The following is a 25944-nucleotide window of genomic DNA, read 5'->3' as shown; positions in this document are numbered from 1 at the left end:
GTGGGCGTCAAGCCATCGAGGGGCTCGGCCCCCGCCTACGGAGCCGCTGCGCACCATGGCCCCTCGCTTCCCGCCTGAATGACTCGCTCCAGAGTGCGGCCCCTTTGGGTCAAGGCGCGGAGAATGTTTCCCATGAGCGTTCCTGCAGCCCTTCCTCTCGTTACCGGCAGGCACCGCAACCGAGCCCTCGCCTCGGCCCGGCAGGCCCGCGCCGTCCAACTGGCGACGGAGGGGCGCACGTACCAGGAGATCGCCGACGAGCTGGGCTACGCCAACCGCGGCACCGTGCACCACATCGTCCACGACGCACTGACCCGGGACCGCAAGGAGGCCGTCGAGGACCACCAGCAGCTCGAGCTGGCACGGCTGGACGCCCTTCAGGCCGCGCTGTGGAGCAAGGCCATGGCCGGCGACGTGGAGGCGGCCCGTGAGGTCCGGGCAGTGATCATGGCTCGGTGCCGGCTGCTCGGGCTGGACCAGGGCGCGAAGCGGACGACGGTGTGGGCCCCACGGACGGTCGTCTTGTCTGCTGAGGATCGAGAGGCTCTCGGGCTCTGAGGAGCTCGGCCTTTCACGCGGCCGGCGTTGCATGTTTGGCGTTGCAGGCGCATACCGGGAGGGAGTCCACGAGTTCCTCCTGGACGCGGCACGCGGGGCCGAGCCTCAGATCCTACGAAGGGCCACCGGGCCCGGCTCCCGGTGGTGGCACCTCTCATGCGGCAGGATGCCGGGGACAGCGCAGGTCACAGGGGAGGCATGGCAGTGGACGTGGTGCCGGCCGTGATCGCGTTCTTCGGCGTCACGCTCGGGCCCGCCTTCCTCACTACTCGCAGGGTGCGTCAGGACCTCGCCTCCGACACGGAGCTCCTCGGTCGTCTGCAGCCCGGCAGCAAGGAGCACACCGAACTCGCCCAGGCCGTCCAGTCGCGTACGCTGCACCTCGTCTCGATGATCCACTTCCCCGCTGCTACGAGACTCGACCTCCTCGCCTGGCTTGGGGCGGTCGGCTGCGCGGCGCTGGCCACCGCTTGGTTGTTCGTCATGTCGCAGCCCGCCCTGCGCCCTTTCGTGGCGCCCGATTTCCTCACTGCCGGGATGGCGGTCGGGTTTGGGCCCATCGACGTCATGACCGCATGGGTGGCGTTCCAGCAGCCGTGGGGCAAGCGCGCCGTTGGGCGCGTCCGGTACGTCAGAGCGCATCTCGGCGAAGAGGAGGCTGAGGAGACGCGGCGCTCCCTTCGGCTCGCCGAGAAGGCGTCGTTCGTGGTGGGGATAGTGCTCGCCCTCTACACACTCGTCGTCTCGACGTTGGCCTCGTCGAAAGCGCCGGACGCTGTTATCGGCTTGGTGATTGCGTCGGCCGTTCTGGCTGGGGGGCTCTCGGGCTTCGGCTTCATCGCCACACGTCGCCGCCACGGGCTCGACAACGTGCTGCCGCCGCTGGTCGAGGACGACATCGCCGCGGATAAAGCGCGCGCGGCCGAGGAGGCTGAGCGTGCAGCACAGGAGCATCTCGTCGTGGCCGACACGCGGCAACGGCCTACGTCGTGGCGTCGGCTGTCGGCGCTGGTGGTTGGCATGGTGATGCTCGATCGAGGGGAGGCCAAGGACGAGGAGCGGCAGAACCAAGTTCGAGGAGCTGAGCCGGGAGCGACAGCGAGGCGACGGACCGCGCAAGTCGGCACGTTGGGCAACCGCTTCCGCGCGCACCGGGCGCATGAGTGACACCCGCCGCCGCCCCGCTTCGTCAGGTCATCCTTCGGGAGCTGCCGGGCGAGGCGCCGCGACGCCACGTGCTCTTTTGGTGCGAGCGGTACGTCTCGCCGGCGAGGATGTGGGCCTTGTTCCGAGCTGCGGCCTGCTGCGCACCGGCGCAGGAGGCGTGGGCCCACTGCCCGTCGACGCACTTGCCGATCGGCGTGCCGACCGCGAAGAGACGAAGGCAGATGGGACAGCGCCCGGGCCTCGTGGCGGTGAGGTCTGTGGTCCTGGGCCGAGTCCCGGCCTTGGCCGCGCCCCCGGATGCTTGCGAGCCAACGCCCGCAGCCCGTGCTTGCTCCAGGCAGAACGCGTGAACCGGGTCGCCCTTCTTCGTCCTTGAGCCATCGTCGTCCGTCATCGGTGCACGACAGATGGGGCATCGAGCTCGCTCAGCCTGCATGAGTGAATCATCTCGGTAAGCACTGACAGTGGCTGCTGCCCGGGCGCGTCTTCGGGATTTCGACCAGAGACTTCGGCGCCCTTGCGGGTCAGCACTTCCCACGTCATTCCAGCTCGTCAACGATGCCGGGCGTAGACGTCGAGGGCCCGGCCTCCTCGTCTGGGTGGGTAGCGATGTAGACGAGCCCCTCGGTGTACTCCAGCGTGGCTTGGTGCATCGACCGCAGCCGTCGAGCCAGCGTGCCCCACGGCCGCATGACCTTCCCGTGCGGCCCCGGCGACCGTTCGACGTCGGCGAGCTCGACGTCGAACTCGAACTGTCCGTCGATGTGCTCAGGGCCGAGCTTCTCGCTGCCGCGGTAGTCGAAGGTGAGGATGACGCCGCCGTCGTGGAGGTCCCCGATATTCAACTCGGGGTTCTTCACGACGCGGTTGTCGGCAACCACGGTGCTCTCGACGGTAACCATCGTGACCAGGTGCAGGGCGCGGTGCCTGTCGACGCGGGCCAGGTCGTTGAGCAGACGCAGCGAGTTCCAAGCTGGCAGGTCAGCCTGGTAGGGCTGGATGGCTTCCAGGCACGCGACCAGCCGCTCCGGTAGGTGCTTGAGCCGCGACCGCTGCTTGGAGAACGCCTCCGCGGTGTCGCAGATCGGCCACTGCAACGCGCTGGCGCCTGGGGGCGGGTTGGAGCCGGACACAATGACCGCGACGGCGTACAGACAGTTGTCGAGCGCAGCCCGCAGTTGGTACAGGAACTCTCCCAGGATGAGCGTGAGCTCCTCGGGCAGCGGAACCACCCGCTTCATGCACAGCGTTCCGCGCCCGTCGGCATCCACGGCCGCCACGAGCCGATGCGGTCGCTGTTCGAGGTAAGCGTCCCAGGTCGTCCCAAACGCCCTGTAGAGCTCGACAGCACGGTCCAGACGTGCCCGGAAGTGCTGGAGCTCCGGAAGGTCCTGCTGGTCCCCAGGCTCGTCTGCCGCCCGCGGTTCAGTCGGGAAGCTGGCCACTGAGCTGCAACCAGTGCTGTGCCAGTGCGGGGTTGACCGGCGCGGCCAACACCTTGGCCAGGTCAGCCTCGGCCTCGCACGCCACCTTCTCACTGCTGGCCCGGACCCGCGCGTCAAGCTCTTCGCCTGCGGCGGCCGAGCCCGGGACCAGGGACTCCATCTGCGCACCGTTCTGCCCCCGCAGCCGCGCATGGAGCTCATCGCCCTGTTGCTGGCCGACGCGAAACTCATCGGCACGACCAATGTCCACGGTGTAGATCGCGCTCAGCATGACGCCGTTGCCGGTGTTGGCCCCATGGCGCAGCGCGATGCGGAGAAGGTCAAGGCTGAAGACCCGCTGCTCCGTGCGCTGCCACTCCAGCCAGTCGAAGTCGGCGCCGTGCTCGACCGCGGTCTCGAACGTTCCGGTACCGGCCGGAAAGTCGGCCCACTCCAGGTGCGCGGTGGGGTCAGTCGGTAGAGCACGATGTGCCACCATCCAGGTCAGTGCTGCGGGCGGTCCACGTCCGTGAGGCGTGAGGCTAGCAGCGAGATGCGACAGCACGCTCGTCAACCAGAAGACCTCCAGCAGCGCACCACGTATGCCCGACACGTCTCACATGGGCAAGCGTCTCCGCGAGGACCGACACTGGCTGATGCCCGGGCGCCTTCGTGACCTCGACGAGAGACGCCGGTGCCGTTGAGGTCAACACGTTCCAGACCGTTCCAGCAGTGTCGACGATGTCGAGGTCGAACTCCAGGACTGGGCGGCGGACGCCTTCGAGACGTCTAGCGATCTCTACGGTGTCCGGCCATCTTGGCAGGTCAGGGCCGGGTGGACGGCTTGGGACGCCTCGGGACGGCAGGACTGTCAGGACGCGTGCTGAAACGGCTTGCGCCCGCGCGGAACTGTCGACCTGGACAACCAGTGCCGGCGTCTGCCCAAGGGCGTCCTGCCCTGTCCGACCCCGTCCACGATCGCTCTGACCTGCGGTAATACCCGGACGCCATCGTCACACCCGGACGCGGTGATGGCGTCCGGCGCTCGACAAGGGTGAAGTATCGGCGGCGGCTGGCGGTGACCCCGCGCCGAGGCTTCGGTGTTGGGGAGGCCGGCTCCTACCTCTCGGCTGCGGTGTCGAGCTGAGCCTCGAGTGCCGATGCCACGGCCTCGAACTCGGCCAGCGCTGCGGTGAGGTCTTCGACGATCTCGCGGGCGATGACGTCCGGGGACGGCAGGTTGTCAAGGTCCTCGAGGGACTCGTCGCGCAGCCACGTGATGTCGAGGTTGGCCTTGTCGCGAGCGATGATCTCGTCGGACGTGAAGGCCTTCCACCGTTCCGACTCCGTCCTCTCGCCGGTCGATGCACCTGGCCGGTAGGCGGCGACGAAGTCGCCGAGGTCGGCCCGGCGGAGCGGGTTCTGCTTGAGTGTGAAGTGCATGTTCGTGCGCAGGTCGTAGACCCACAGCTTCTCGGTCCAGGGCTGCCCGGGGCGAGCGACCTTCTTGTCGAAGAAGAGCACGTTGGCCTTGACACCTTGGGCGTAGAAGATTCCGGTTGGCAGACGGAGCATCGTGTGCAGGTTGAAGTCGGTCAGGAGCTTGCGGCGGATGGTCTCGCCGGCGCCGCCCTCGAAGAGGACGTTGTCGGGCAGGACGACGGCGGCGCGGCCGTTCGTGTCGAGGATCGTCATGATGTGCTGGACGAAATTGAGCTGCTTGTTGCTCGTCGTGGCGACGAAGTCCTGACGCTCGATCTCCCGGTCCTCGCGAACTTCGCGGCCGTCAGCGCCGACCATCGTCAGAGAGGACTTGCGCCCGAACGGCGGGTTCGACAGGACCACGGACCACCGGTGGCCGGGGTCGGCGATGAGCGAGTCACGGACCTCGATCAGGGAGTCACCGTTCGCGGTGCCCATGCCGTGTAGGAGCAGGTTCATCGCGGCCAGGCGGGCAGTGCCGTCCACGAGCTCGTAGCCGCGCACCAGGCCATCGCGTAGCTTGTCCCGCTCAGTCGGTGTCATCGACTCCGCACCGTGGGAGGCGTGGTCGTGGGCAACGAGGAGGAACCCAGCGGTGCCACAGGCCGGGTCGACGACAGTGTCCGCCACGGTGGGCCGAACGACGTCGACGATGGCCTGGATCAGCGCACGAGGGGTGAAGTACTGCCCGGCACCGGAACCCTTGTCCGAGGCACCCTTGGAGAGAAGCTCCTCGTAGGCATCGCCCTTGATGTCCGTACCGGACTGGGACCAGTTCTCCTTGTCGATCAGGTCCACGATGAGCCGCTTGAGCTTGGCGGGGTCCTGGATGCGGTTCTGCGCCTTGCGGAAGATCGTTCCGATCACCCCAGGCTCACGTGCCAGACCGACCAAGATGCGCGTGTAGGTGAACTCCAGCTGGTCGCCCTGGGCGTCGAGCAGCCGCTGCCACGAGTACTCCTCGGGGACGATCTGCTCGGGCCTGAGCTTCCGGGTGGCACGCTCGTGGGCCATCTTGAGGAAGAGAAGGTAGGTCAGTTGCTCGGTGTACTCGATGACCCCGACGCCGTCATCGCGCAGGACATCGCAGTAGGACCACAGCTTGTCGACAAGCTGGCGTGCGTCAGTCATATGAGGTGGTCGTTTCTATGGCAGGTTCGCAAGTGGCTTGACGGAAGGCGCTGAAGATTGCTCGAGATCATTCCTGAGTTCCCGGGATGACCTCTTGGTGCATATGCCGGCTACTCAGCTTTCCTTCGAAGGCTGCTGCAAGTAGTGCTCGCCTCAACGCTTGCCCGCGCTGACGGGCAACGGACAGCGCGCCTTCGATTTGGCTGCAGGCGTCCAGTAGAGGTTCCACCTCCGCCAGGGCCACCTGCTGCTCCTTGAGGCCAGGTACTTGCAGCCGCACTCGCATGTACTCGCTCGCCTTGATGTTCCTGATGTTGGTCGACGCAGTCTGCATCGGTGCTGTGCCACCTGACTGATGGAACGCGTTGAGCGCAAGGTGCAAGTATCGCGGGTCAACGCGATCTCTATCGGGTCTCATCAGCTGCATGAAATTGGCGCAGATCGAGGGTTGCTCGAGCATTCGAACTAGTCCGACGCGCCCTACTGGTGTCTTCGGTCCGCCGCCAGACTTCTCCAGAAGCAGATCACCCGGCTGGAGGGCGCGGCCCTCGAACTGCTTTCGCGTCACCGATCGGGTCGCCGCAGTGGAGGCGTTCAACTCCCCATGACGTTTCAACTCGGTAACACGGATGACGCGAACGTCCATCTCGTCGGTGCCGCTCGTGCTACCCCAAAGTCCGCCGATAGAACGCGTCAGCAATTCGCCAAGCGGTATCGCGTCCACCCCATCGGCCGAAGTAGCCCGCCTGATCGCTGATACGCGAAGTGCCTCAATGCGCGCCATCTGGCGGCGAAATTCCGCATCTGCGGCATCGAGGCGGGAGAGGTGGTCTTCGAGGATGTCGACGATCCTCCGCTGTTCCGGCAAGGGAGGCAGGGGGACGGGGATCTCACGAATGCCCTTGAGACCGAGACGCATACGTCCTACGCCATGTAGGCGCTCATCGGCCCACTTTCGCGCGGCTGGTCTCTGCATCGAGTACTTGACCCAACGCGGATCAACCTCCGCCCTCAGACGAACTCGGATGCAGTCAGCCTTGACGATCGCTGGACCTAACCATGAGGGCGCAAGGCAGGCGCGGGGAAGGGCGTCGCCCAACGAGGCAATGAGTAGATCACCAGCGACGACCTCGTGCTTGCTTAGCTTGTCGAAGTGCTCCCAAGCGATGTGCGCCGGGTTGTCAATGAAGTTGCCGTCTCCGATGTTCTGGAGCCTGACCACCCTTGGACCGAAATCCCGGTAGTGCTGTCTAGCCAGGTTTGATCCGAAGGGACCATCGGTGATCGAGCCCTTGAAGGGGGCGGCCAGGTCCTCGAGTGCGACGATCGGCCACATCACGCTGTGAGCTCAGTGTTGAGCTTGTCGAGCAGGTCGCCCGCGCGGTCGCCGAGGTCGCGCAGGGCGCCGTCGATGCCGCCCTTGTCGGTGAAGGGTGCTTGGTCGAGGTCGTCGGCGGTGATGCCGGCGGAGGATGCGATCACTTCGACCATGCGGTCGAGCCACCACCTTTCGATCGGACTGAAGGCCGTCCCGGCCCGTTGCTGCTGCGCGAGCCACGCTGCGTACCGCTCACGCACGTGGTCGGCGTAGGGGACGAGCTCGTGGTCGACCCCGACCGTATAGCGAAGCAGAGACACGAGATCAGTCAGGGTGTGGTGGTCGCTGTGACGGACCCGATCGACGTCGACGGCGGCATACGCATCCCAGATGAGGTCGGTGGTCCAGTTGTGCGGGGGACGGGAGATCCGGTCTGCGAGCTCCTGGATGTCCGCGAACGCGATGCGGCGCTCCTTGGCCTCGGTGGCGAGCTGGATGGCGGTGATCTCGTCGCGGTGCTCGGTCAGGTATGCGGTCCAGGACTCGACGATGGAGCGGGCCCTGGTGGTGTCGACGACTCCGTGGGCGTCGATGAGCGTGTCCTGGTTGACCTCGTCGATGACCCGGTCATGTGTGGCGCGCAGCTCGAGGATGCGGGCTCTCAGTTCGGGGTTGGCGGCGAGCGGTTTGATCGCGTCGTCGAGGAGGTCCTGGATAGCAGCAGCAGGATCGGTGGCGTTCTGCACGACGTGGGCCTGGGTGTCGGGGTCGACGGCGTCGACCAGGCCCCGGACGATGTCGCGCACGGGTGCTCCGGCGACGTCGTCGAGCTCGGCTCGCTCCTCCGGGGTCAGCTCGAGCTCGAGCTTGGCGAGGCGGGAGGCGAGGGTGGCGGTCTCGTCCTCGGTGAGGGACAGCGCTGCGGCCTTGTTGAGCAGCTTCTTGAGCGGGACGCCCTTGTCCCGGTTGAGAGGCGGATCGACGAACTCGTGTTCGGTGACGCCCACGGCGTCGACGATGACGAACCGGGTCTTGGCGGTGGCGTCGGGGGTGACGGACTGGAAGTCCGCGGGGGCGATGGTGCGGGCGCCGCGGCCTTTCATCTGCTCGAAGTACTGTGCGGAGCGCACGTCACGCATGAAGAAGACGCACTCGAGGGGTTTGACGTCGGTGCCGGTGGCGATCATGTCGACGGTGACCGCGATCCGCAGTGACGGTGAGGTACGGAAGGCCTGCAGCTGTCCCTTGGGGTCGCGGGCGGCGTAGGTGATCTTGGCGGCGAAGTCGTTGCCCTTGCCGAAGACTTCCCGGACGGTGGTGACGATCTCTTCGGCGTGCGCGTCGTCCTTGGCGAAGATGAGCGTCTTGGGGACGGTGGAGCGGCCGGGGAAGATGTCCGTGAACAGTCGGTCGCGGAAGGTCTCGAGGACGAGACGGATCTGGGACTTGGCGGTGACCGCCCGGTCGAGCTGCTTGTGGGTGTACTCGTAGTCCTCTTCGAGCTGCTCGAGGCGTTCCTTGCGGGTGCGGCGGTCGACCTTGGGCACGAAGAGGCCGGCGTCGATCTTGCCGCCCTTCTCGGAGATCTCGGTGCGGATCCGGTAGAGGTCGAAGTCGACGTTGACCCGGTCGGCGACGGACTGCGGGTAGGTGTACTCGGAGACGAGGTTCTGGCGGAAGAACGCGAAGGTCTGCTTGCCTGGGGTGGCGGTGAGCCCGACGACGTGGGCGTCAAAGTACTCGAGGACGCCGCGCCACACCCCGTAGATGGAGCGGTGGGCCTCGTCGACGATGACCAGGTCGAACGTCTCTGGGGGCATGGCCGGGTTGTAGGCGACGGTGACCGGGGCGTCGGGGACGTAGTCGTCGAGGCCGGGGTCGTCGCCGATGGTCACCTCTTCGTTCTTGAGGGCCTTGAAGACGCGCTGGATGGTGGAGACCACGACGCTGGAGGAGCCGAGCATGCCGGCCGAGGACAGCTTGTCGACGCCGTAGATCTCCGTGAAGCGGCGTCCGTCGCCGGGCGTGCGGTAGTTCTGAAACTCGGCGAGGGTCTGCTCGGCAAGGTTGTTCCGGTCGACCAGGAAGAGGATCCGCTGGAACCCGCCGTAGCGCAGCAGCCGGTAGGCGGCGGTCACGGCGGTGAAGGTCTTTCCGGCGCCGGTGGCCATCTGCACCAGCGACCGGTCGTGCTGCTGGCTGGCCAGGCTGTTCTCGATGCCGGTGATGGCGGTGATCTGGGCCGGACGGAGCGGTGTGGTGTCGAGTTCGGGGAGGTGGCGGACCTTGGCTCGCCAGGTCGGCTGGTCCGGCTCCGCGTCTGCGTCGCGCAGGATCTTCGCGAGCGTGCTGGCCTTGGGGAAGTTGAACAGCCGTCGGGCCCGGGCGTCCGGGTCGTAGCCGTTCGTGAAGTGGGTCTCGGTGCCGCTGGCCTCGAAGACGAACGGGAGCCGTCCCTCGGTCGTCACCGCGCGAAGGCGCACGTCCGCTGGCAGGCCCTCGGCGTACATCCCGGACTGCCACTCGACCCCCGACAGGGCGGTACCCTCGGGCTTGGCCTCAATGACCCCGACGGCCTTCCTGTCGACGTAAAGGACGTAGTCGGCGCGCCCGTGGCCGGCCTTCATGACGACCTCGCGGCAGGCGATGCCCTGGGTGGCGAACAGGTTGAGGTTCTTCTTGTCCTGGACCGACCAGCCCGCGTCGGTCAACTGGCGGTCGATGACCACCCGAGCGCGCTGCTCCGCCGCGAGCCTCGCCTCTGCGTCAAGTTCCCCCATGGCCGTCACCATAGCCAGCAGACCGTGACTAGAACGGACATATCGCTTGCCCATCGTTTGCCGTCACGCCGAACCGGCATGGTCGGTCGATGGCCTAGAGAAGGCCAGCGAGTGCAACTTAGAGCCGGTACGTGGCCCCGCGGTGGCCCAAGGTAGGGCACGCGGGAATCCGTCGAAAATCCTTGCACGTTCGCGGCTACCGTGCGTGCGGTCACCAGCCCCGGGCGCGCCACTCGCCTAGGTGCGACCGCTCGGCGCCGAGGGTCGAGTCGTCGCCGTGCCCGGGATAGAACCATGTGTCGTCGTCGTAGTGCGCGAAGATGCGCGAGTCGAGGTCGTTCATCAAGGACGTGAAGTCATCTCGATTTGTTGTCCGTCCTGCGCCACCGGGGAAGAGGCTGTCGCCGGTGAAGAGGTGCGTGTGCCCCTCGGGGTCGGCGTAGGCCAGCGCGATCGAGCCCGGTGTGTGCCCGCGCAGGTGCACGACCTCGAGTGTCACGTCGCCGACGGTGACCGTGTCGCCCTGCCCGACGCGCACGTCGACGGGGACGGGCAGCGCGTCGGCGTCGTCGGCGCCGGCCACCGTGCGGGCGCCGGTGGCCTCGACCACCTCGGCGAGCGCGCCGACATGGTCGTGGTGCCGGTGCGTGGTCACCACGGTGTCGAGGCCTCCGCCACCCGCCGCCACGAGCTCGAGCAGCCGTGACGGCTCGGCCGCCGCGTCGATGAGCAGCTGTGCGCCGGTCGCGCGGCAGGTGAGCAGGTACGCGTTGTTGTCCATCGTGCCCACGGACTGCTTGCGGACGGTCAGTCCGGACAGCTCGCGGACCGCGGGCGCGCCGCCCGGTTCGACGTGACCCGAGTACGTGTCGTCTGTGCGGTCGGTCATGTCAGCCTCCGAAGGGAAGGGTCGGGACGGGGCCGTCGAAATCGACCTCGTCGGTGTGGCCGCGGGCCAGCCACATGAGCACGGCTGCGCGGGAGCCGGAGACGGTCGTGGCGCCGTCACCGACGACGTACGCGTCACCCTCGGTCGTCGCGATGCGCAGCGACGGGGGAGTGTCCTCCTTGGACAGCCGGTTCGCGGCGTCGCGCAGGAAGAGGGCGACGACCTCGTCGGGCGCCTTCGCGAAGGTGAAGCCGGCGTCGAGGTCGACGTGGTGGTAGACGAGCTCGCGCAGCCGCATGAACGGCACCATCCCGACCGGCACCGGGAAGCCGCCCGGGGTGCGCTCGACACGCACCTCGCCGTGCTCGGGCCGCAGGGCCGCGAGCCTCTCGGCGAGGCGTGCCGCCGAGTCGCGGATGTCGGTGGCCTGCTCGTCGGCGGACCGGCGCGCGCCGGCGGCGATGTCGGCGTCACGCGACTCGGTCGTGTCGTACATGGTGTTCGCCGTGCCGGTCAGGGCGACGTCGCAGACGCGGGCGAGGGCGTCGGCGTTGCGGGCGAGGTGGGCGAGCACGTGCCCGCGTGACCAGCCCTCGCAGAGCGACGGCGCGAGCACCGCCTCGTTGCGGAAGGAGGCCGCCGTGGCCACGACCCGATCGGTCTCGGCCGCCACGAGGTCGGGGGTCACTTCACCGTGCTTCATACCGTTGCCCTCCCGGGTTGCTTCTCGGTCGCGCTGTCGGACGGCTCGCCCGTCGCCGTCTCCAGTGCCAGGGCGGCACCGACGAGGGTCAGGTGCGAGAACGCCTGGGGGAAGTTGCCCACCATGCGCTGGTTCACGGGGTCGTACTCCTCCGACAGCAGGCCCACGTCGTTGGCCAGGCCGACGAGCCGGTCCATCAGCTCGGTCGCCTTCGCGGTCATACCCGCCTTGGCGTATGCCGTGACCAGCCAGAACGAGCAGGCGAGGAACGGGTGCTCGTCGCCCGGCAGGCCGTCGACGTCGGTCTCGGTGCGGTAGCGCATGACGAGGCCGTCGCGCAGCAGGTCCCGCTCGACCGCTGCGATCGTGCCGAGCATGCGCGGGTCGTCGCCGTCGACGAAGCCGATCGACGACAGGGTGAGCAGCGACGCGTCGACCTCGGTCGTGTCGTAGTGCTGGACGAAGGTGCCCCGGTCGGCGTCGAAGCCCTTGGTCATGACCTCGTCGCGCACCTGGTCGCGCAGCTCGCGCCACTGGTCGACCGGACCTTCGAGACCCTGCTGCTCCACGGCCCGGACGGCCCGGTCGAAGGCGGCCCACACCATGGCCCGTGAGTGCGTGAAGTGACGGAGCGGACCGCGGATCTCCCACAGCCCGTTGTCGGCCTCCTGCCAGTGCTTCGCGAGGTGGTTGACGAGGGCGCGCTGCAGGTGCCAGGAGTCGTCGTTCTCCTCGAGCCCGCGCCGGCGTGCGTGGTCGAGGGAGATCATCACCTCGCCGAGCACGTCGGTCTGGCGCTGGTCGACGGCGGCGTTGCCGACGCGCACCGGGGCCGACCCGGCATACCCGGGAAGGTGGTGCAGGACGCGCTCGGGAAGGTCTCGTCCGCCGTCGACGGGTACATGATCTGCATGTCCTCGGGGTCGCCCGCCACGGCACGCAGCAGCCACGCCCGCCAGAGCTCGGTCTCCTCCATGTAGCCGCACCCGAGCAGTGCCTCGAGCGTCAGGGCCGCGTCGCGGAGCCAGCAGAACCGGTAGTCCCAGTTGCGCTCGCCACCGATCCTCTCGGGCAGGGACGTCGTCGCGGCGGCCACGATGCCTCCGGTGGACTGGTGCGTCAGGCCTCGCAGCACCAGCAGCGAACGGGTCACGGCGGCGGCATACGCCCCCTTGTAGTGGCTGCGGGAGGCGTACTCCTCGCTCAGCGCGATGGTCTCGGCGATGCGGGCGCGCACGCTGAGGGGCGGCGGGATCGGCTCGTGACTGCGGAACCACGTCGTCGAGAACGTCATGACGTCACCGGCCATCACGTCGAACTCGTCGACGTGATGGCCGTCGCGCGCATGCGGGAGGCGCGCGCCGCGGAGCACCAGCATGTCGGGTCCGGCGATGGCGGTGATGATCTCGTCGGTGCGGCCCTCGCGGTCGTCGGAGTGGCGCGCGACCCACGGGCGGGTGCGGCCGTAGTTGAAGCGGACCGTCCACTCGTGGACCATCCGGACGGTGCCCTCGAGCCCCTCGATGCGGCGCAGCACGTCGGAGCGGCCGTCGCCCAGCGGCATGACGTCGGTGACCCTGACCCGTCCCGTCGACGTCTCGTGGATCGTCTCGAGCACGAACGAGTCGCCGACGTAGCGGCGCGTCGTCACGGCGTCCTCGTCGACGGGCGTGATGAGCCACCGCCCGTGCTCGGGGGTGCCGAGCAGCGCCGAGAAGCACGCGCGCGAGTCGAACCGGGGCAGGCACAACCAGTCGATCGAGCCGCGCCGGCTGACGAGCGCGGCCGTGCCGAGGTCGCCGAGCACCGCATAGTCCTCGATCGGGGTCGGCTCGTGCGCGCTCATGAGTGCGAGTATGCCGCTCGGCCGGGTCGGGCGTGCGGGGCCCGCCGGGGGCCGGCGCGTCCAACCCTGGACCGCCGATACGAGGACTGTCGGTGACCGCACCTAGCATGTTGCGCGTGACTGTTACGCCCACCGGCAACGCCCACTCCCTCGTCGTCCGCGGCGCTCGCGAGCACAACCTCCGCGACGTGTCGGTCGACCTGCCCCGCGACAGCCTGATCGTCTTCACCGGGCTCTCGGGGTCGGGCAAGTCGAGCCTCGCGTTCGACACGATCTTCGCGGAGGGCCAGCGGCGCTACGTCGAGTCGCTGTCGGCGTACGCCCGGCAGTTCCTGGGCCAGATGGACAAGCCCGACGTCGACTTCATCGAGGGGCTCTCGCCCGCGGTGTCGATCGACCAGAAGTCGACCAACCGCAACCCCCGGTCGACGGTCGGCACCATCACCGAGGTCTACGACTACCTCCGACTGCTCTTCGCCCGCGCCGGGCGCCCGCACTGCCCGGTCTGTGGCGAGCCGGTGACCCGCCAGTCGCCGCAGCAGATCGTCGACCAGCTGCTCACCCTCGAGGACCGCACCCGCTTCCAGGTGCTCGCCCCGGTGGTGCAGGGCCGCAAGGGCGAGTTCGTCGACCTCTTCGCCGAGCTGCAGACCAAGGGCTTCTCCCGCGCCCGAGTCGACGGTGAGGTGGTCTCGCTCACCGAGGCGCCCAAGCTCGAGAAGCAGAAGAAGCACACCATCGAGGTGGTCGTCGACCGCCTCGTGGCCAAGGGCGACGACAGCGGCTCCAAGCGCCGCCTCACCGACTCGGTGGAGACCGCACTCGGCCTCGCCGGCGGCGTCGTCATCATCGACTTCGTCGACCGGGACGCCAAGGACAAGGAGCGCGAGCGTCGCTACTCCGAGAAGATGGCGTGCCCCAACAACCACCCCCTGGGCATGGACGAGATCCAGCCGCGGTCGTTCTCGTTCAACTCGCCGTTCGGCGCCTGCCCCGAGTGCACCGGCATCGGCACCGAGCTGGAGGTGGACCCCGAGCTCGTCGTTCCCGACGACGACCTCACCCTCGCCGAGGGAGCCATCGCCCCCTGGGCCCAGGGTTCCGGCTCCGCCGAGTACTTCCAGCGCGTCATGGGCGCTCTCGCCGAAGACATGAAGTTCTCGGTGGACGTCCCCTGGCGAGCGCTTCCGGCGCGCGCCAAGGAGGCGCTGCTCCACGGCCAGAACTACAAGGTCCACGTCAAGTACAAGAACCGCTACGGCCGCGACCGTTCCTACACCACCGGCTTCGAGGGCGTCGTCCCGTTCATCAAGCGCCGCCACTCCGAGACCGACTCCGACTGGAGCCGCGACCGCTACGAGGGCTTCATGCGCGAGGTGCCGTGCCCCGTCTGCAAGGGCGCCCGCCTCAAGCCCGAGTCCCTCGCCGTGCTCGTCGGGGGCAAGAACATCTCCGAGGTCTGTGGCCTGGCGATCAACGAGGCGGCCGGCTTCCTCGACACCGTCGACTTCACGGCCCGCGAGAAGCAGATCGCCGAGCGGGTCATCAAGGAGATCGACGCGCGGCTCGGCTTCCTGCTCGACGTCGGCCTCGACTACCTCTCGCTCGACCGTCCGGCCGGCACCCTCTCCGGTGGCGAGGCCCAGCGCATCAGGCTCGCGACCCAGATCGGCTCGGGTCTCGTCGGTGTGCTCTACGTGCTCGACGAGCCGTCCATCGGTCTGCACCAGCGCGACAACCACCGCCTCATCGAGACCCTGACGCGCCTGCGCGACCTCGGCAACACCCTCATCGTCGTCGAGCACGACGAGGACACCATCGCCACCGCCGACTGGGTCGTCGACATCGGCCCCGGCGCCGGCGAGCACGGCGGGCACGTCGTGCACTCCGGTCCGGTCAAGGGACTGCTCGAGCACCCCGACTCGCTCACCGGCATGTACCTCTCCGGCCGCCGCGAGATCCCGACCCCCGACGTGCGACGCGGCCATGACGGGCGGCAGCTGACCGTCACCGGCGCCCGCGAGAACAACCTGCAGAACGTCTCGGTCAACTTCCCTCTCGGCAACCTCGTCGCCGTGACCGGGGTGTCCGGCTCGGGCAAGTCGACGCTCGTCAACGACATCCTGTACAACGTGCTCGCCAACAAGCTCAACGGCGCCCGGCACGTGCCCGGTCGGCACAAGACGGTCACCGGCCTCGACCAGCTCGACAAGGTCGTGCACGTCGACCAGAGCCCGATCGGGCGCACGCCCCGGTCGAACCCAGCCACCTACACCGGCGTCTTCGACAACATGCGCAAGCTCTTCGCCGAGACGACGGAGGCGAAGATTCGCGGCTACCAGCCCGGACGCTTCTCCTTCAACGTCAAGGGCGGGCGCTGCGACGCCTGCTCCGGCGACGGCACCATCAAGATCGAGATGAACTTCCTGCCCGACGTCTACGTGCCGTGCGAGGTCTGCCACGGGGCCCGCTACAACCGCGAGACCCTCGAGGTCCACTTCAAGGGCAAGACGATCGCCGACGTGCTCGACATGCCGATCGAGGAGGCCGCCAGCTTCTTCGAGGCGGTCCCGGCGATCTCGCGCCACCTCAAGACGCTCAACGACGTCGGCCTCGGCTACGTGCGGCTCGGCCAGCCGGCACCAACTCTCTCCGGCGGTGAGGCGCAGCGCGTCAAGCTCGCGAGCGAGCTGCAGAAGCGTTCGACCGGGCGCACCATCTACGTCCTCGACGAACCGACCACCGGGCTGCACTTCGAGGACATCAAGAAGCTTCTCGACGTGCTGCAGGGGCTCGTCGACAAGGGAAACACCGTCATCGTCATCGAGCACAACCTCGACGTCATCAAGAACGCCGACTGGATCATCGACATGGGCCCCGAAGGCGGCTCCGGCGGCGGCACGGTCATCGCCGAGGGGACTCCCGAGGACGTCGCCGACGTGGCAGCCAGCCACACCGGCCGCTTCCTCCGGCCGATCCTCGACCGCACCGCCCGCACGACGACGAGGAGCACGGCACGTGGCCGTGCCGCGTCCGGCACGAAGAAGAAGGCGACGCAGGGCTCACAGCGAGCTGACGGCTCAGCCACAGCCGGCGCGTCGAAACTGAAGGCCGCCGGCCGCACCACGGGTCGCACCAGGGGAGGCGCCACCACCGCGGCCGCGAAGAAGAGCACGCCCAGCACCACCGTGAGCAAGACGAGGACCTCCCCCACCACACGGAAGAGGAACGCATGACGCAGCGCACGCACTCACGCACCGCCGAGCAGCCCAGCACCGTCGCCACCCAGCACGACGGCCCCCTCGAGTCCCACGACAAGCCCGCGAGCGAGCCCGGCAGCGAGCCCAACAGCGAGCCCAACAGCGAGCCCAACAGCGAGCCCAACAGCGAGCCCAACAGCGAGCCCAACAGCGAGCCCAACAGCGAGCCCAACAGCGAGTCCACGAGCGAGCCCACCGGGCGGGGCGACCGTCTGGAGACCCGGCTGACCGACCGGCGCGGCGTCCTCAAGGTCGCCGGGGTCGTGGCCGGCGCCGGTGCGCTTGCCGCCTGCAGCAGCCCGCCCGTCCCCAGCTCGACGGGCCAGTCCTCGAGCAGCGCCTCGTCCGCGCCGTCCGGCGGCGGCACGCCGTCGTCTGAGGTGCCCGTGGGGGGCGCGAAGTTCTTCCCCGACACCCGGACGGTCGTCACGCAGCCGGTGGCCGGCACCTTCAAGGCCTTCGACACCACCTGTCCCCACCAGGGCTGTGCCGTGAGCTCCGTGGCGGACAACCAGATCGTCTGCCCCTGCCACCAGAGCCACTTCGACCTCTCGACGGGCGAGCCGACGCCCGACAGCCAGGCGAAGAGCCCCCTGACCGCCAAGCAGGTCACCGTCACCGGAAACACCTTCACCGTCGCCTGACCCGGTTCCATGAGCAGCTCGCCGTCGGCGGCGCACACTTCTCGCGTGCGTTGCGACGAGCTGTCCCCGCAGTCGTCCCGGCGCTGCGGACGGCGGCGTCCGGGCGGCTGAGGGCGGCATACGGCGGCGTCGGTGGGGCGACATAGGGTGGACGCGTGGCGGACCCGACGACCTACCGACCGAAGCCGGGGGAGATCCCGACCGACCCGGGCGTCTACCGCTTCCGTGACTCGCACGGTCGGGTCATCTACGTCGGCAAGGCCAAGTCGCTGCGACCGCGCCTGTCGTCGTACTTCCAGGACATCACGGCCCTGCACCCGCGCACCGCGACGATGGTCACGACGGCAAGCTCGGTCGAGTGGACCGTCGTGCGCACCGAGGTCGAGGCGCTCCAGCTGGAGTACTCCTGGATCAAGGAGTTCGACCCGCGCTTCAACGTCAAGTACCGCGACGACAAGTCCTACCCCTTCCTCGCCGTGACGATGGGCGAGGAGTTCCCGCGAGCCCAGGTGATGCGGGGCGCCAAGCGCAAGGGCACCCGCTACTTCGGTCCCTACGGCCACGCGTGGGCGATCCGCGAGACCCTCGACCTGCTGCTGCGCGTGTTCCCGGTGCGCACGTGCTCCTCCGGCGTCTTCAAGCGCGCCGCGGCCAGTGGCCGGCCCTGCCTGCTCGGCTACATCGACAAGTGCTCCGCGCCCTGTGTCGGCCGAGTCACTCCCGACGAGCACCGCGCCATCGCCGAGGACTTCTGCGACTTCATGGCCGGCAACACGACCCGCTTCGCCAAGCGCCTCGAGACCCGCATGAAGGAGGCTGCGGCCGAGCTCGACTTCGAGCAGGCGGCCCGGCTGCGCGACGACATCGGGGCCCTCACCAAGGCCCTCGAGAAGCAGGCTGTGGTGCTCGGCGACGCGACCGACGCCGACGTCTTCGCCCTGGCCGACGACGACCTCGAGGCCGCGGTCCAGGTCTTCCACGTGCGGGGCGGCCGCATCCGCGGCCAGCGGGGATGGGTCGTGGAGAAGGAGAGCGAGGACCTCCCCAGCCTCGTCGAGCACCTGCTGCAGCAGGTCTACGGTGACGCCGACCGCGACGCCGTGCCCCGTGAGGTGCTGGTGCCCACGCCGCCCGCCGACCTCGACGCCGTGACCGAGTGGCTGTCGGACGTGCGCGGCTCGGCCGTCAGCGTCCGGGTGCCCCAGCGCGGCGACAAGCGCACGCTCATGGAGACGGTGCGCCGCAACGCCGAGCAGTCGCTGACCCGCCACAAGGTCGCCCGCGCCGGTGACCTGACGCTGCGCAGCAAGGCGCTGCAGGAGCTGCAGGACTACCTCGGGCTCGACGACGCCCCGCTGCGCATCGAGTGCTATGACGTCAGCCACGTGCAGGGCACCAACGTCGTGGCCTCGATGGTCGTCTTCGAGGACGGCCTCGCCCGCAAGAGCGAGTACCGCCGGTTCATCGTGCGTGGCGCGACCTCCGGGGCCGACGACGGCCCCGACGCCGACGCGCCCGTCACGGTCGACGACACCGCCGCGATGCGCGAGGTGCTGACCCGCCGCTTCCGCCGCTACCTCGAGGACGCCGAGGGCACCGGTGACCTCGACCTGTCGACCGGTGTCGTCAGCGGGCCCTCCGACGGCGCCGGCCAGTCCGTGAGCGGCGACGTCAGCAGCGACGAGAGCGACGACGGCGACAGCGGCGAGAGCGACGACGGCGACAGCGGCGATGACGGCGACGCCCGGTCCACGTCCGGGCCGATCGACCCCGAGACCGGTCGGCCGCGCCGCTTCGCCTACCCGCCGAGCCTCGTCGTGGTCGACGGTGGCCTCCCGCAGGTCAACGCCGCGCAGGCGGTTCTCGACGAGCTCGGCATCGAGGAGGTCGCGCTCGTCGGCCTCGCCAAGCGTCTCGAGGAGGTGTGGCTGCCGCGCGACGACCACCCCGTCATCCTGCCGCGCACCAGCGAGGGTCTTTACCTGCTGCAGCGCCTGCGCGACGAGGCGCACCGCTTTGCCATCACGTTCCACCGCCAGCGCCGCTCCAAGGCGATGACCGCCTCGCAGCTCGACGGCATACCGGGTCTCGGCAGCAGCCGGCAGAAGGCGCTGCTGCGCCACTTCGGTTCGGTCAAACGCCTTCGTGTTGCGGACGTTTCGGACATCATGGCTGTTCCGGGCTTCGGCCGGTCGCTTGCTTCGGCGGTCGTCAACCACTTGGCTGGTGGAGCGCCCCAGGAGCCAGCCGTGAACCTCACGACGGGAGAAGTGCTCGAATGACCGCCGACACCGGCCCCACACCGCAGACGCCTCTGGCCGATGCCCCGATCGTCATCGTCACCGGCATGAGCGGAGCCGGACGCAGCACCACTGCCAACGTCCTCGAGGACCTCGGCTGGCTGGTCGTCGACAACCTCCCGCCCCAGCTGCTGTCGCACCTCGCGGAGCTGCGCGATGAGGCCCGGGCCAGCAATCCCGACTCGCGGCTCCAGCAGGTCGCGGTCGTCGTCGACGTGCGCTCCCGCGGCTGGTTCGAGCTGCTCGAGGGCGCCATCTCCGAGGCCCGCGAGCGGGGCGAGCGCCCGAGCCTGGTCTTCCTCGACGCGACCGACGAGGCCCTCGTGCGCCGGTTCGAGAGCGTCCGTCGCCCGCACCCGCTGCAGGGCGACGGCCGGCTGCTCGACGGCATCCAGCGAGAGCGCGAGCGGCTGCTCGACCTGCGGTCGTCGGCTGACGTCGTCATCGACAGCTCGGGTCTCAACGTGCACCAGCTGAGCGCCAAGCTGAGCTCGCTCTTCGCCGGCGAGGGCCGGGTGCAGCTGCGCATCGCCGTCATGTCGTTCGGGTTCAAGTACGGCCTGCCGCTCGACGCCGACGTCGTCTTCGACATGCGCTTCCTGCCCAACCCGTACTGGGTGCCGGAGCTGCGGTCGCTGACCGGACGCGACGGCCCCGTCAGCGAGTTCGTGATGAAGCAGGCCGGCGCCGACGAGTTCCTCGACCGGGCCGGCGACCTGCTCGACACGATGATCGCCGGCTACGTCCGCGAGGGGCGTCGCTACGTCACCGTCGCGGTCGGCTGCACGGGCGGGAAGCACCGGTCAGTCGCGATCGCCGAGGCGCTGAGCGAACGCCTCGGCGGCCGCGACCGCGTCGACACGTTCGTCGTCCACCGCGACCTGGGTCGGGAGTGACCACGCCCGGCGCCGTGAGCCCGCAGCGCGGATCCCTCGAGTTCCCGCACCACCGGCGGATCGTGGCACTCGGCGGGGGGCACGGTCTGGCCGCGACCCTCACGGCCCTGCGCCTTCTCACCGACAACGTCACGGCCGTCGTGACGGTCGCCGACGACGGCGGCTCGAGCGGCCGGCTGCGCGAGGAGTTCGACGTGCTGCCGCCCGGCGACCTCCGGATGGCGCTGTCGGCGCTGTGTGACGAGAGCGAGTGGGGCCACACCTGGCGCGACGTCCTCCAGCACCGCTTCGCCGGTGCTGGTGACCTCAAGGGGCACGCACTAGGCAACCTCATGATCGTCTCGATCTGGGAGCTGCTCGGCGACACCGTCCAGGGGCTCGACCTCGTCGGTCGCCTCCTGGGAGCACGGGGCCGGGTGCTGCCGATGGCCGCCGAGCCTCTCGAGATCGTCGCCGAGATCCGCGGTCACGACCCCGAGCGCCCCGACGACACCGTCGAGGTGCGCGGCCAGCACCGTGTGGCGTCATCGCCCGGCATCGTCTCGTCCATCGGCATCCTGCCTACCTGCCCCGAGCCGTGCCACGAGGCCCTGTCTGCCGTCGCGGCCGCCGACTGGGTCATGCTCGGGCCGGGCTCGTGGTTCACCTCGGTCATGCCGCACCTGCTGGTCCCCGACCTCGTCGACGCGCTCGTGGCCACACCCGCCAAGCGCCTGCTCAACCTCAACCTCGAGGTGCACAAGGGCGAGACCCGCGACTTCCGAGCGGAGGACCACCTCGCCTCCTTCGCGGCCAACGCACCCGAGCTGCGCCTCGACGTCGTGCTCGCCGACCCGAGCGTCGTGCCCGACGGCGCGTCGCTGCGAGCCGCCGCTGCCGACCTCGGGGCCGAGCTCGTCGTCGCCCCCGTCGCCGCGCGCAACGAGCCGGGCGTCCACGACCCGCTGCGGCTCGCGGCCGCCCTGCGCGACGTCATCGCCTGAGCTGCACGGTCCACGGCGACACGCCGACGTGCCCGACCGACCCGTTCGGTGTGTCGCAGAGGGACTCCGGCGCGAGGGTTCTTGAACAGGATGGCAGGATGTCGCCCATGGCCATGACAGCGAAGGTGAAGGACGAGCTCTCACGCCTCGAGGTGACCAAGCCCTGCTGTCGCAAGGCCGAGGTGTCCACGATGCTCCGTTTCGCCGGAGGGCTGCACATCATCGGGGGGCAGATCGTCGTCGAGGCCGAGCTCGACACCGCCAACTCGGCACGGCGCCTGCGCCGCAACATCAGCGAGGTCTACGGCCACAAGAGCGACGTGCTCGTCCTCGCCGCCGGCGGACTGCGGCGCGGCTCCCGCTACGTCGTGCGGGTCGTCGAGGAGGGGGCCACCCTCGCCCGTCAGACCGGGCTCATCGACAACCGCGGTCGACCGGTCCGGGGCCTGCCGCCCAAGGTCGTGAGCGCCGCCACCTGTGACTCCGAGGCGGCGTGGCGTGGCGCCTTCCTGGCTCACGGCTCCCTGACCGAGCCGGGCCGGTCGTCGGCCCTCGAGGTCACCTGCCCCGGACCCGAGGCCGCTCTCGCGCTGGTCGGCGCCGCCCGCCGGCTCGGCATCCAGGCCAAGGCGCGCGAGGTGCGCGGCGTCGACCGCGTCGTCATCCGCGACGGCGACGCCATCGGCGCGATGCTCACCCGACTCGGCGCCCATGACGCCGTCCTGGCGTGGGAGGAGCGACGGATGCGCCGCGAGGTGCGCGCCACCGCAAACCGTCTCGCGAACTTCGACGACGCCAACCTGCGCCGCTCGGCGCGTGCGGCCGTTGCAGCAGGCGCCCGCGTCGAGCGCGCCATGGAGCTGCTCGGCGAGGACATCCCCGACCACCTCCGCGAGGCAGGTGTGCTCCGCCTCGAGCACAAGCAGGCGAGCCTCGAGGAGCTCGGCCAGCTCGCCAAGCCTCCGATGACCAAGGATGCCGTCGCCGGGCGCATCCGCCGTCTGCTCGCCATGGCCGACAAGCGTGCGGAGGAGCTCGGGGTGGCGGGCACCGACGCCAACCTCACGCCTGACATGCTCGACAGCTGACCGACGCACACCACCCGACGCGTGCGCGCCCGGCCGGGTGCGTACGCGAACCCGGCCCACGCGTACGCCCACGGCCCCGTCAGGCACTGAGCGCGTGCTCACCAAGCCCTGAGACTGCCGGTTCAGGCCCCGAGCCGACGCACTAGGGTGGGTGTGATCGAGGTCGCAGCGTGGCGGCCCAAGGTCTGGCACATCGTCCGACACAGTCTCACCGAAGAGGTGCACAGCAGTGACCGTTCGCGTTGGTATCAACGGCTTTGGCCGCATCGGCCGCAACTTCTTCCGCGCCATCGTGGCGTCCGGAGCCGACATCGAGGTCGTGGCCACCAACGACCTCATGGACAACAAGACTCTCGCCCACCTGCTCAAGTACGACTCGATCCTGGGTCGCTTCCCGGGCGAGGTCTCCTACGACGACACGTCGCTCACGGTCGACGGCAAGTCGATCCGCGTGTTCGAGGAGCGCGACCCGTCCAAGATCGACTGGGCCGGCGTCGGCGCCGACATCGTCGTCGAGTCCACGGGCTTCTTCACCGATGCGACGAAGGCCAAGGCGCACGTCGACGGCGGTGCCAAGAAGGTCATCATCTCGGCGCCCGCCTCCAACGAGGACATCACCATCGTGATGGGCGTCAACGAGGATTCCTACGACGCCTCGAAGCACACGATCATCTCCAACGCGTCGTGCACGACGAACTGCCTCGGCCCGATGGCCAAGGTGCTCAACGACGAGTTCGGCATCGTCAAGGGCCTCATGACGACGATCCACGCGTACACCCAGGACCAGAACCTGCAGGACGCGCCGCACAAGGACCTCCGTCGGGCCCGCGCCGCTGCGCTCAACATCGTCCCCACCTCGACCGGTGCCGCCAAGGCGATCGGCCTCGTGCTGCCCGAGCTCAAGGGCAAGCTCGACGGCTTCGCACTGCGCGTCCCGGTGCCCACCGGCTCGGCCACCGACCTCACGTTCGAGGCGAGCCGCGAGACCACCGTCGAGGAGGTCAACGCCGCGGTCAAGGCCGCCGCCGAGGGCCCGCTCAAGGGCGTTCTCGTCTACACCGAGGACCCCATCGTCTCCAAGGACATCGAGACCGACCCGGCCTCGTGCATCTTCGACGCCGGCCTGACCAAGGTCATCGGCAACCAGGTCAAGGTCGTCGGCTGGTACGACAACGAGTGGGGCTACTCCAACCGCCTCGTCGACCTCGTCGCGCTCGTCGGCCAGTCCCTCTGAGCCCACTCGGCCACCGCCCCCGGGACCCCCACTCCGAACCGGAGGTCCCGCGGGGCGGTGGCCGCACCCTTGCCCGGCTGATTCCCCACCACTGAAGAGGCATCCGCGTGAAGACCACCAGCGACCTCGGCGACCTGCGCGGCAAGCGCGTGCTCGTCCGGTCTGACCTCAACGTGCCGCTCGACGGCTCGACCATCACCGACGACGGCCGCATCCGCGCCTCGGCCCCGACGATCAAGGGCCTGGCCGACGCCGGCGCCCGCGTCATCGTGTGCGCCCACCTGGGCCGCCCCAAGGGTGCCCCCGAGGCCAAGTACTCCCTCGCCCCCGTCGCGAAGCGCCTCGGTGAGGTGCTCGGCAGCGACGTCGTCTTCGCCGACGACACCGTCGGCGACGACGCCAAGGCCAAGGCCGCGGCCCTCGAGGACGGTCAGGTGCTGCTCCTCGAGAACCTCCGCTTCAACGCCGGCGAGACCGCCAAGACCGATGATGAGCGCGCCGAGTTCGCGGGCGAGCTCGCCTCTCTCGCAGACGTCTTCGTCTCCGACGGCTTCGGCGTCGTGCACCGCAAGCAGGCCTCGGTGTACGACGTCGCGCGTCTGCTCCCGCACGCCACGGGCGACCTCGTCTCCACCGAGGTCGACGTGCTCCGTCGCCTGACCAAGGACCCCGAGCGCCCGTATGCCGTCGTGCTCGGTGGTGCCAAGGTGTCCGACAAGCTCGGTGTCATCGGCAACCTGCTCGGCACCGCCGACCGTCTCCTCATCGGCGGCGGCATGGTCTTCACGTTCCTCGCCGCGCAGGGCCTCGAGGTCGGCAAGAGCCTGCTCGAGGCCGACCAGGTCGACACCGTCAAGGGCTACCTCGAGCGCGCGGAGAAGAAGGGCGTCGAGATCGTCCTGCCCACCGACGTCGTCGCCGCCGACGCGTTCAGCGCCGACGCCGCCCACGAGGTCGTCGCGGCGGACGCGATCCCGGCCGACCGGATGGGCCTCGACATCGGCCCCGAGTCGAGCCGCCTGTTCGCCGAGAAGCTCGCCGACTGCCGCACCGTCTTCTGGAACGGCCCGATGGGTGCGTTCGAGATGGCACCGTTCGCCGACGGCACCAAGGCCCTCGCCCGGGCGCTCGTCGACATCACCGCGAAGGGGGCGCTCACCGTCGTCGGCGGCGGCGACTCCGCCGCGGCCGTGCGCCAACTCGGCTTCGAGGACTCCGACTTCGGCCACATCTCCACCGGTGGTGGCGCCAGCCTCGAGTACCTCGAGGGCAAGGAGCTGCCCGGGCTCACGGTGCTCGAGGAGGGTGACGCCTGATGGCGAAGGACACCAAGACCGCCACCAGCGGGCGCATCCCGCTCATGGCCGGCAACTGGAAGATGAACCTCGACCACCTGCAGGCGACCCACCTCGTGCAGAAGCTCGACTGGACGCTGCGCGACGCCAAGCACGACCACACGGCCGTCGAGGTCGCCGTGCTCCCACCGTTCACCGACCTGCGGTCCGTGCAGACGCTCATCGAGGGCGACAAGCTCGACCTCAAGTACGGCGCGCAGGACCTGTCGCCGCACACGTCGGGCGCCTACACGGGCGACATCTCCGGTGCGTTCCTGGCCAAGCTCGGCTGCACCTACGTGACCATCGGGCACAGCGAGCGACGTGAGGGCCACGGCGAGACCGACGAGGTGGTCAACGCCAAGGTCAAGGCCGCGTACGCGCACGGCCTCACCCCCATCCTCTGCTGCGGCGAGGCCCTCGACGTGCGCAAGGAGGGCCGCCAGGTCGAGCACGTCGTCGCGCAGCTGCGCGCCGACCTCGACGGCGTCACCAAGGAGCAGGCCGCCGGCATCGTCATCGCCTACGAGCCCATCTGGGCCATCGGCACGGGTGAGGTCGCGACCCCCGACGACGCGCAGGAGGTGTGTGCCGCCATCCGAACACTGCTCGCCGAGCTCTACAGCGGCGACGTCGCCGACGGCATACGCGTGCTCTACGGCGGCAGCGTCAAGGCTGGGAACGTGGCGTCGATCATGGCCCAGGAGGACGTCGACGGCGCCCTCGTCGGGGGCGCGTCCATCGACCCGACCGAGTTCGCGTCGATCTGTCGCTACCGCGACCACCTGACGACAAGCTGACGAGCGTCCGAGAGTCGCCGAGCCATCCCCGTCGGCCCGACGGCCCCCCCCGTGAGGGCCGTTCGGCCGATGGGGCCTCGGGCAGGTATCCTTGCCCGAGCCCCGAA

General features: G+C 69.2%; 18 protein-coding genes and 1 pseudogene. 11 read left to right on the top strand and 8 right to left on the bottom strand.

Features of this window, described 5'->3' with window-relative positions:
- The first annotated feature begins 132 nt into the window (after positions 1-132).
- Positions 133-558: a hypothetical protein gene (locus AB4091_RS12855; RefSeq protein WP_442292134.1), complete on the top strand. Its 426-nt coding sequence runs from the start codon at positions 133-135 to the stop codon at positions 556-558.
- Positions 559-756: 198 nt separating this feature from the next.
- On the top strand, positions 757-1725 hold the full coding sequence (locus tag AB4091_RS12850; protein WP_442292133.1) for a hypothetical protein: 969 nt from the start codon (positions 757-759) through the stop codon (positions 1723-1725).
- A gap of 539 nt (positions 1726-2264) precedes the next feature.
- On the opposite strand, the gene AB4091_RS12845 is transcribed toward AB4091_RS12850, so the two are convergent.
- From AB4091_RS12845 to AB4091_RS12810, 8 genes and pseudogenes are all read right to left on the bottom strand, one after another.
- Positions 2265-3005 carry a hypothetical protein gene (locus AB4091_RS12845; protein ID WP_442292132.1) on the bottom strand — a complete coding sequence of 247 codons (741 nt, stop codon included), beginning with the start codon at positions 3003-3005 and terminating at the stop codon, positions 2265-2267.
- Between the two features lie 145 nt (positions 3006-3150).
- A complete protein-coding gene (locus tag AB4091_RS12840; protein WP_442292131.1) occupies positions 3151-3762 on the bottom strand; it encodes a hypothetical protein in 612 nt (203 codons plus the stop codon).
- Positions 3763-4268: 506 nt separating this feature from the next.
- Positions 4269-5762 (bottom strand): type I restriction-modification system subunit M, encoded by a 1494-nt coding sequence (locus tag AB4091_RS12835; protein ID WP_442292130.1) that lies wholly within the window; start codon positions 5760-5762, stop codon positions 4269-4271.
- Between the two features lie 67 nt (positions 5763-5829).
- Positions 5830-7098: a restriction endonuclease subunit S gene (locus tag AB4091_RS12830; protein ID WP_442292304.1), complete on the bottom strand. Its 1269-nt coding sequence runs from the start codon at positions 7096-7098 to the stop codon at positions 5830-5832.
- Positions 7098-9860, bottom strand: a complete 2763-nt coding sequence (locus tag AB4091_RS12825) for a type I restriction endonuclease subunit R (RefSeq protein WP_442292129.1) — start codon at positions 9858-9860, stop codon at positions 7098-7100. The genes AB4091_RS12830 and AB4091_RS12825 overlap by 1 nt, the downstream gene beginning before the upstream one ends.
- Before the next feature lie 211 nt (positions 9861-10071).
- Positions 10072-10749, bottom strand: a complete 678-nt coding sequence (locus AB4091_RS12820; RefSeq protein WP_442292128.1) for an MBL fold metallo-hydrolase — start codon at positions 10747-10749, stop codon at positions 10072-10074.
- A 1-nt stretch (position 10750) separates the two neighbouring features.
- A complete protein-coding gene (locus tag AB4091_RS12815; protein WP_442292127.1) occupies positions 10751-11452 on the bottom strand; it encodes a maleylpyruvate isomerase family mycothiol-dependent enzyme in 702 nt (233 codons plus the stop codon).
- Positions 11449-13298: pseudogene (locus AB4091_RS12810) on the bottom strand (glycoside hydrolase family 15 protein). The gene AB4091_RS12815 and the pseudogene AB4091_RS12810 overlap by 4 nt, the downstream one beginning before the upstream one ends.
- A 107-nt stretch (positions 13299-13405) precedes the next feature.
- Between AB4091_RS12810 and uvrA the strand changes: the two are divergent.
- The 9 genes from uvrA (at position 13406) to tpiA (ending at position 25837) form a co-directional block, all read left to right on the top strand.
- Positions 13406-16534 carry an excinuclease ABC subunit UvrA gene (gene uvrA / locus AB4091_RS12805; protein WP_442292303.1) on the top strand — a complete coding sequence of 1043 codons (3129 nt, stop codon included), beginning with the start codon at positions 13406-13408 and terminating at the stop codon, positions 16532-16534.
- Complete coding sequence (locus AB4091_RS12800) at positions 16531-17202, top strand: Rieske 2Fe-2S domain-containing protein (protein WP_442292126.1); 672 nt, start codon at positions 16531-16533, stop codon at positions 17200-17202. Before uvrA ends, AB4091_RS12800 begins: the two co-directional genes overlap by 4 nt.
- A gap of 155 nt (positions 17203-17357) precedes the next feature.
- Positions 17358-19484 (top strand): excinuclease ABC subunit UvrC, encoded by a 2127-nt coding sequence (gene uvrC / locus AB4091_RS12795; protein ID WP_442292125.1) that lies wholly within the window; start codon positions 17358-17360, stop codon positions 19482-19484.
- Positions 19481-20398, top strand: coding sequence for an RNase adapter RapZ (gene rapZ, locus AB4091_RS12790; RefSeq protein ID WP_442292124.1), 918 nt, complete (start codon positions 19481-19483; stop codon positions 20396-20398). The genes uvrC and rapZ overlap by 4 nt, the downstream gene beginning before the upstream one ends.
- 14 nt (positions 20399-20412) lie before the next feature.
- Positions 20413-21381: a gluconeogenesis factor YvcK family protein gene (locus tag AB4091_RS12785; RefSeq protein ID WP_442292123.1), complete on the top strand. Its 969-nt coding sequence runs from the start codon at positions 20413-20415 to the stop codon at positions 21379-21381.
- Positions 21382-21488: 107 nt separating this feature from the next.
- Complete coding sequence (gene whiA, locus AB4091_RS12780; protein ID WP_442292122.1) at positions 21489-22469, top strand: DNA-binding protein WhiA; 981 nt, start codon at positions 21489-21491, stop codon at positions 22467-22469.
- A 229-nt stretch (positions 22470-22698) separates the two neighbouring features.
- On the top strand, positions 22699-23703 hold the full coding sequence (gene gap, locus AB4091_RS12775) for a type I glyceraldehyde-3-phosphate dehydrogenase (RefSeq protein ID WP_442292121.1): 1005 nt from the start codon (positions 22699-22701) through the stop codon (positions 23701-23703).
- A 107-nt stretch (positions 23704-23810) separates the two neighbouring features.
- Positions 23811-25019: a phosphoglycerate kinase gene (locus AB4091_RS12770; protein ID WP_442292120.1), complete on the top strand. Its 1209-nt coding sequence runs from the start codon at positions 23811-23813 to the stop codon at positions 25017-25019.
- Positions 25019-25837 (top strand): triose-phosphate isomerase, encoded by an 819-nt coding sequence (gene tpiA, locus AB4091_RS12765; RefSeq protein ID WP_442292119.1) that lies wholly within the window; start codon positions 25019-25021, stop codon positions 25835-25837. The genes AB4091_RS12770 and tpiA overlap by 1 nt, the downstream gene beginning before the upstream one ends.
- Positions 25838-25944 lie beyond the last annotated feature (107 nt).

Source organism: Terrabacter sp. 2RAF25, assembly GCF_052115265.1.
Classification (GTDB): Bacteria; Actinomycetota; Actinomycetes; order Actinomycetales; family Dermatophilaceae; genus Terrabacter.
Note: the sequence above shows the minus strand (reverse complement) of the source record. Positions and strands in the feature narration are given on the sequence as shown.

What these genes read in the sequence shown, in the direction of transcription:
- AB4091_RS12855 (WP_442292134.1), top strand. Translation starts at nt 133, where the DNA reads ATGAGCGTTCCTGCAGCCCTTCCTCTCGTTACCGGCAGGCACCGCAAC.
- AB4091_RS12835 (WP_442292130.1), bottom strand. Translation starts at nt 5,762, where the DNA reads ATGACTGACGCACGCCAGCTTGTCGACAAGCTGTGGTCCTACTGCGAT.
- rapZ (WP_442292124.1), top strand. Translation starts at nt 19,481, where the DNA reads ATGACCGCCGACACCGGCCCCACACCGCAGACGCCTCTGGCCGATGCC.
- AB4091_RS12850 (WP_442292133.1), top strand. Translation starts at nt 757, where the DNA reads ATGGCAGTGGACGTGGTGCCGGCCGTGATCGCGTTCTTCGGCGTCACG.
- tpiA (WP_442292119.1), top strand. Translation starts at nt 25,019, where the DNA reads ATGGCGAAGGACACCAAGACCGCCACCAGCGGGCGCATCCCGCTCATG.
- AB4091_RS12800 (WP_442292126.1), top strand. Translation starts at nt 16,531, where the DNA reads ATGACGCAGCGCACGCACTCACGCACCGCCGAGCAGCCCAGCACCGTC.
- AB4091_RS12830 (WP_442292304.1), bottom strand. Translation starts at nt 7,098, where the DNA reads ATGTGGCCGATCGTCGCACTCGAGGACCTGGCCGCCCCCTTCAAGGGC.
- whiA (WP_442292122.1), top strand. Translation starts at nt 21,489, where the DNA reads ATGGCCATGACAGCGAAGGTGAAGGACGAGCTCTCACGCCTCGAGGTG.
- AB4091_RS12825 (WP_442292129.1), bottom strand. Translation starts at nt 9,860, where the DNA reads ATGGGGGAACTTGACGCAGAGGCGAGGCTCGCGGCGGAGCAGCGCGCT.
- AB4091_RS12820 (WP_442292128.1), bottom strand. Translation starts at nt 10,749, where the DNA reads ATGACCGACCGCACAGACGACACGTACTCGGGTCACGTCGAACCGGGC.
- AB4091_RS12815 (WP_442292127.1), bottom strand. Translation starts at nt 11,452, where the DNA reads ATGAAGCACGGTGAAGTGACCCCCGACCTCGTGGCGGCCGAGACCGAT.
- uvrA (WP_442292303.1), top strand. Translation starts at nt 13,406, where the DNA reads ATGTTGCGCGTGACTGTTACGCCCACCGGCAACGCCCACTCCCTCGTC.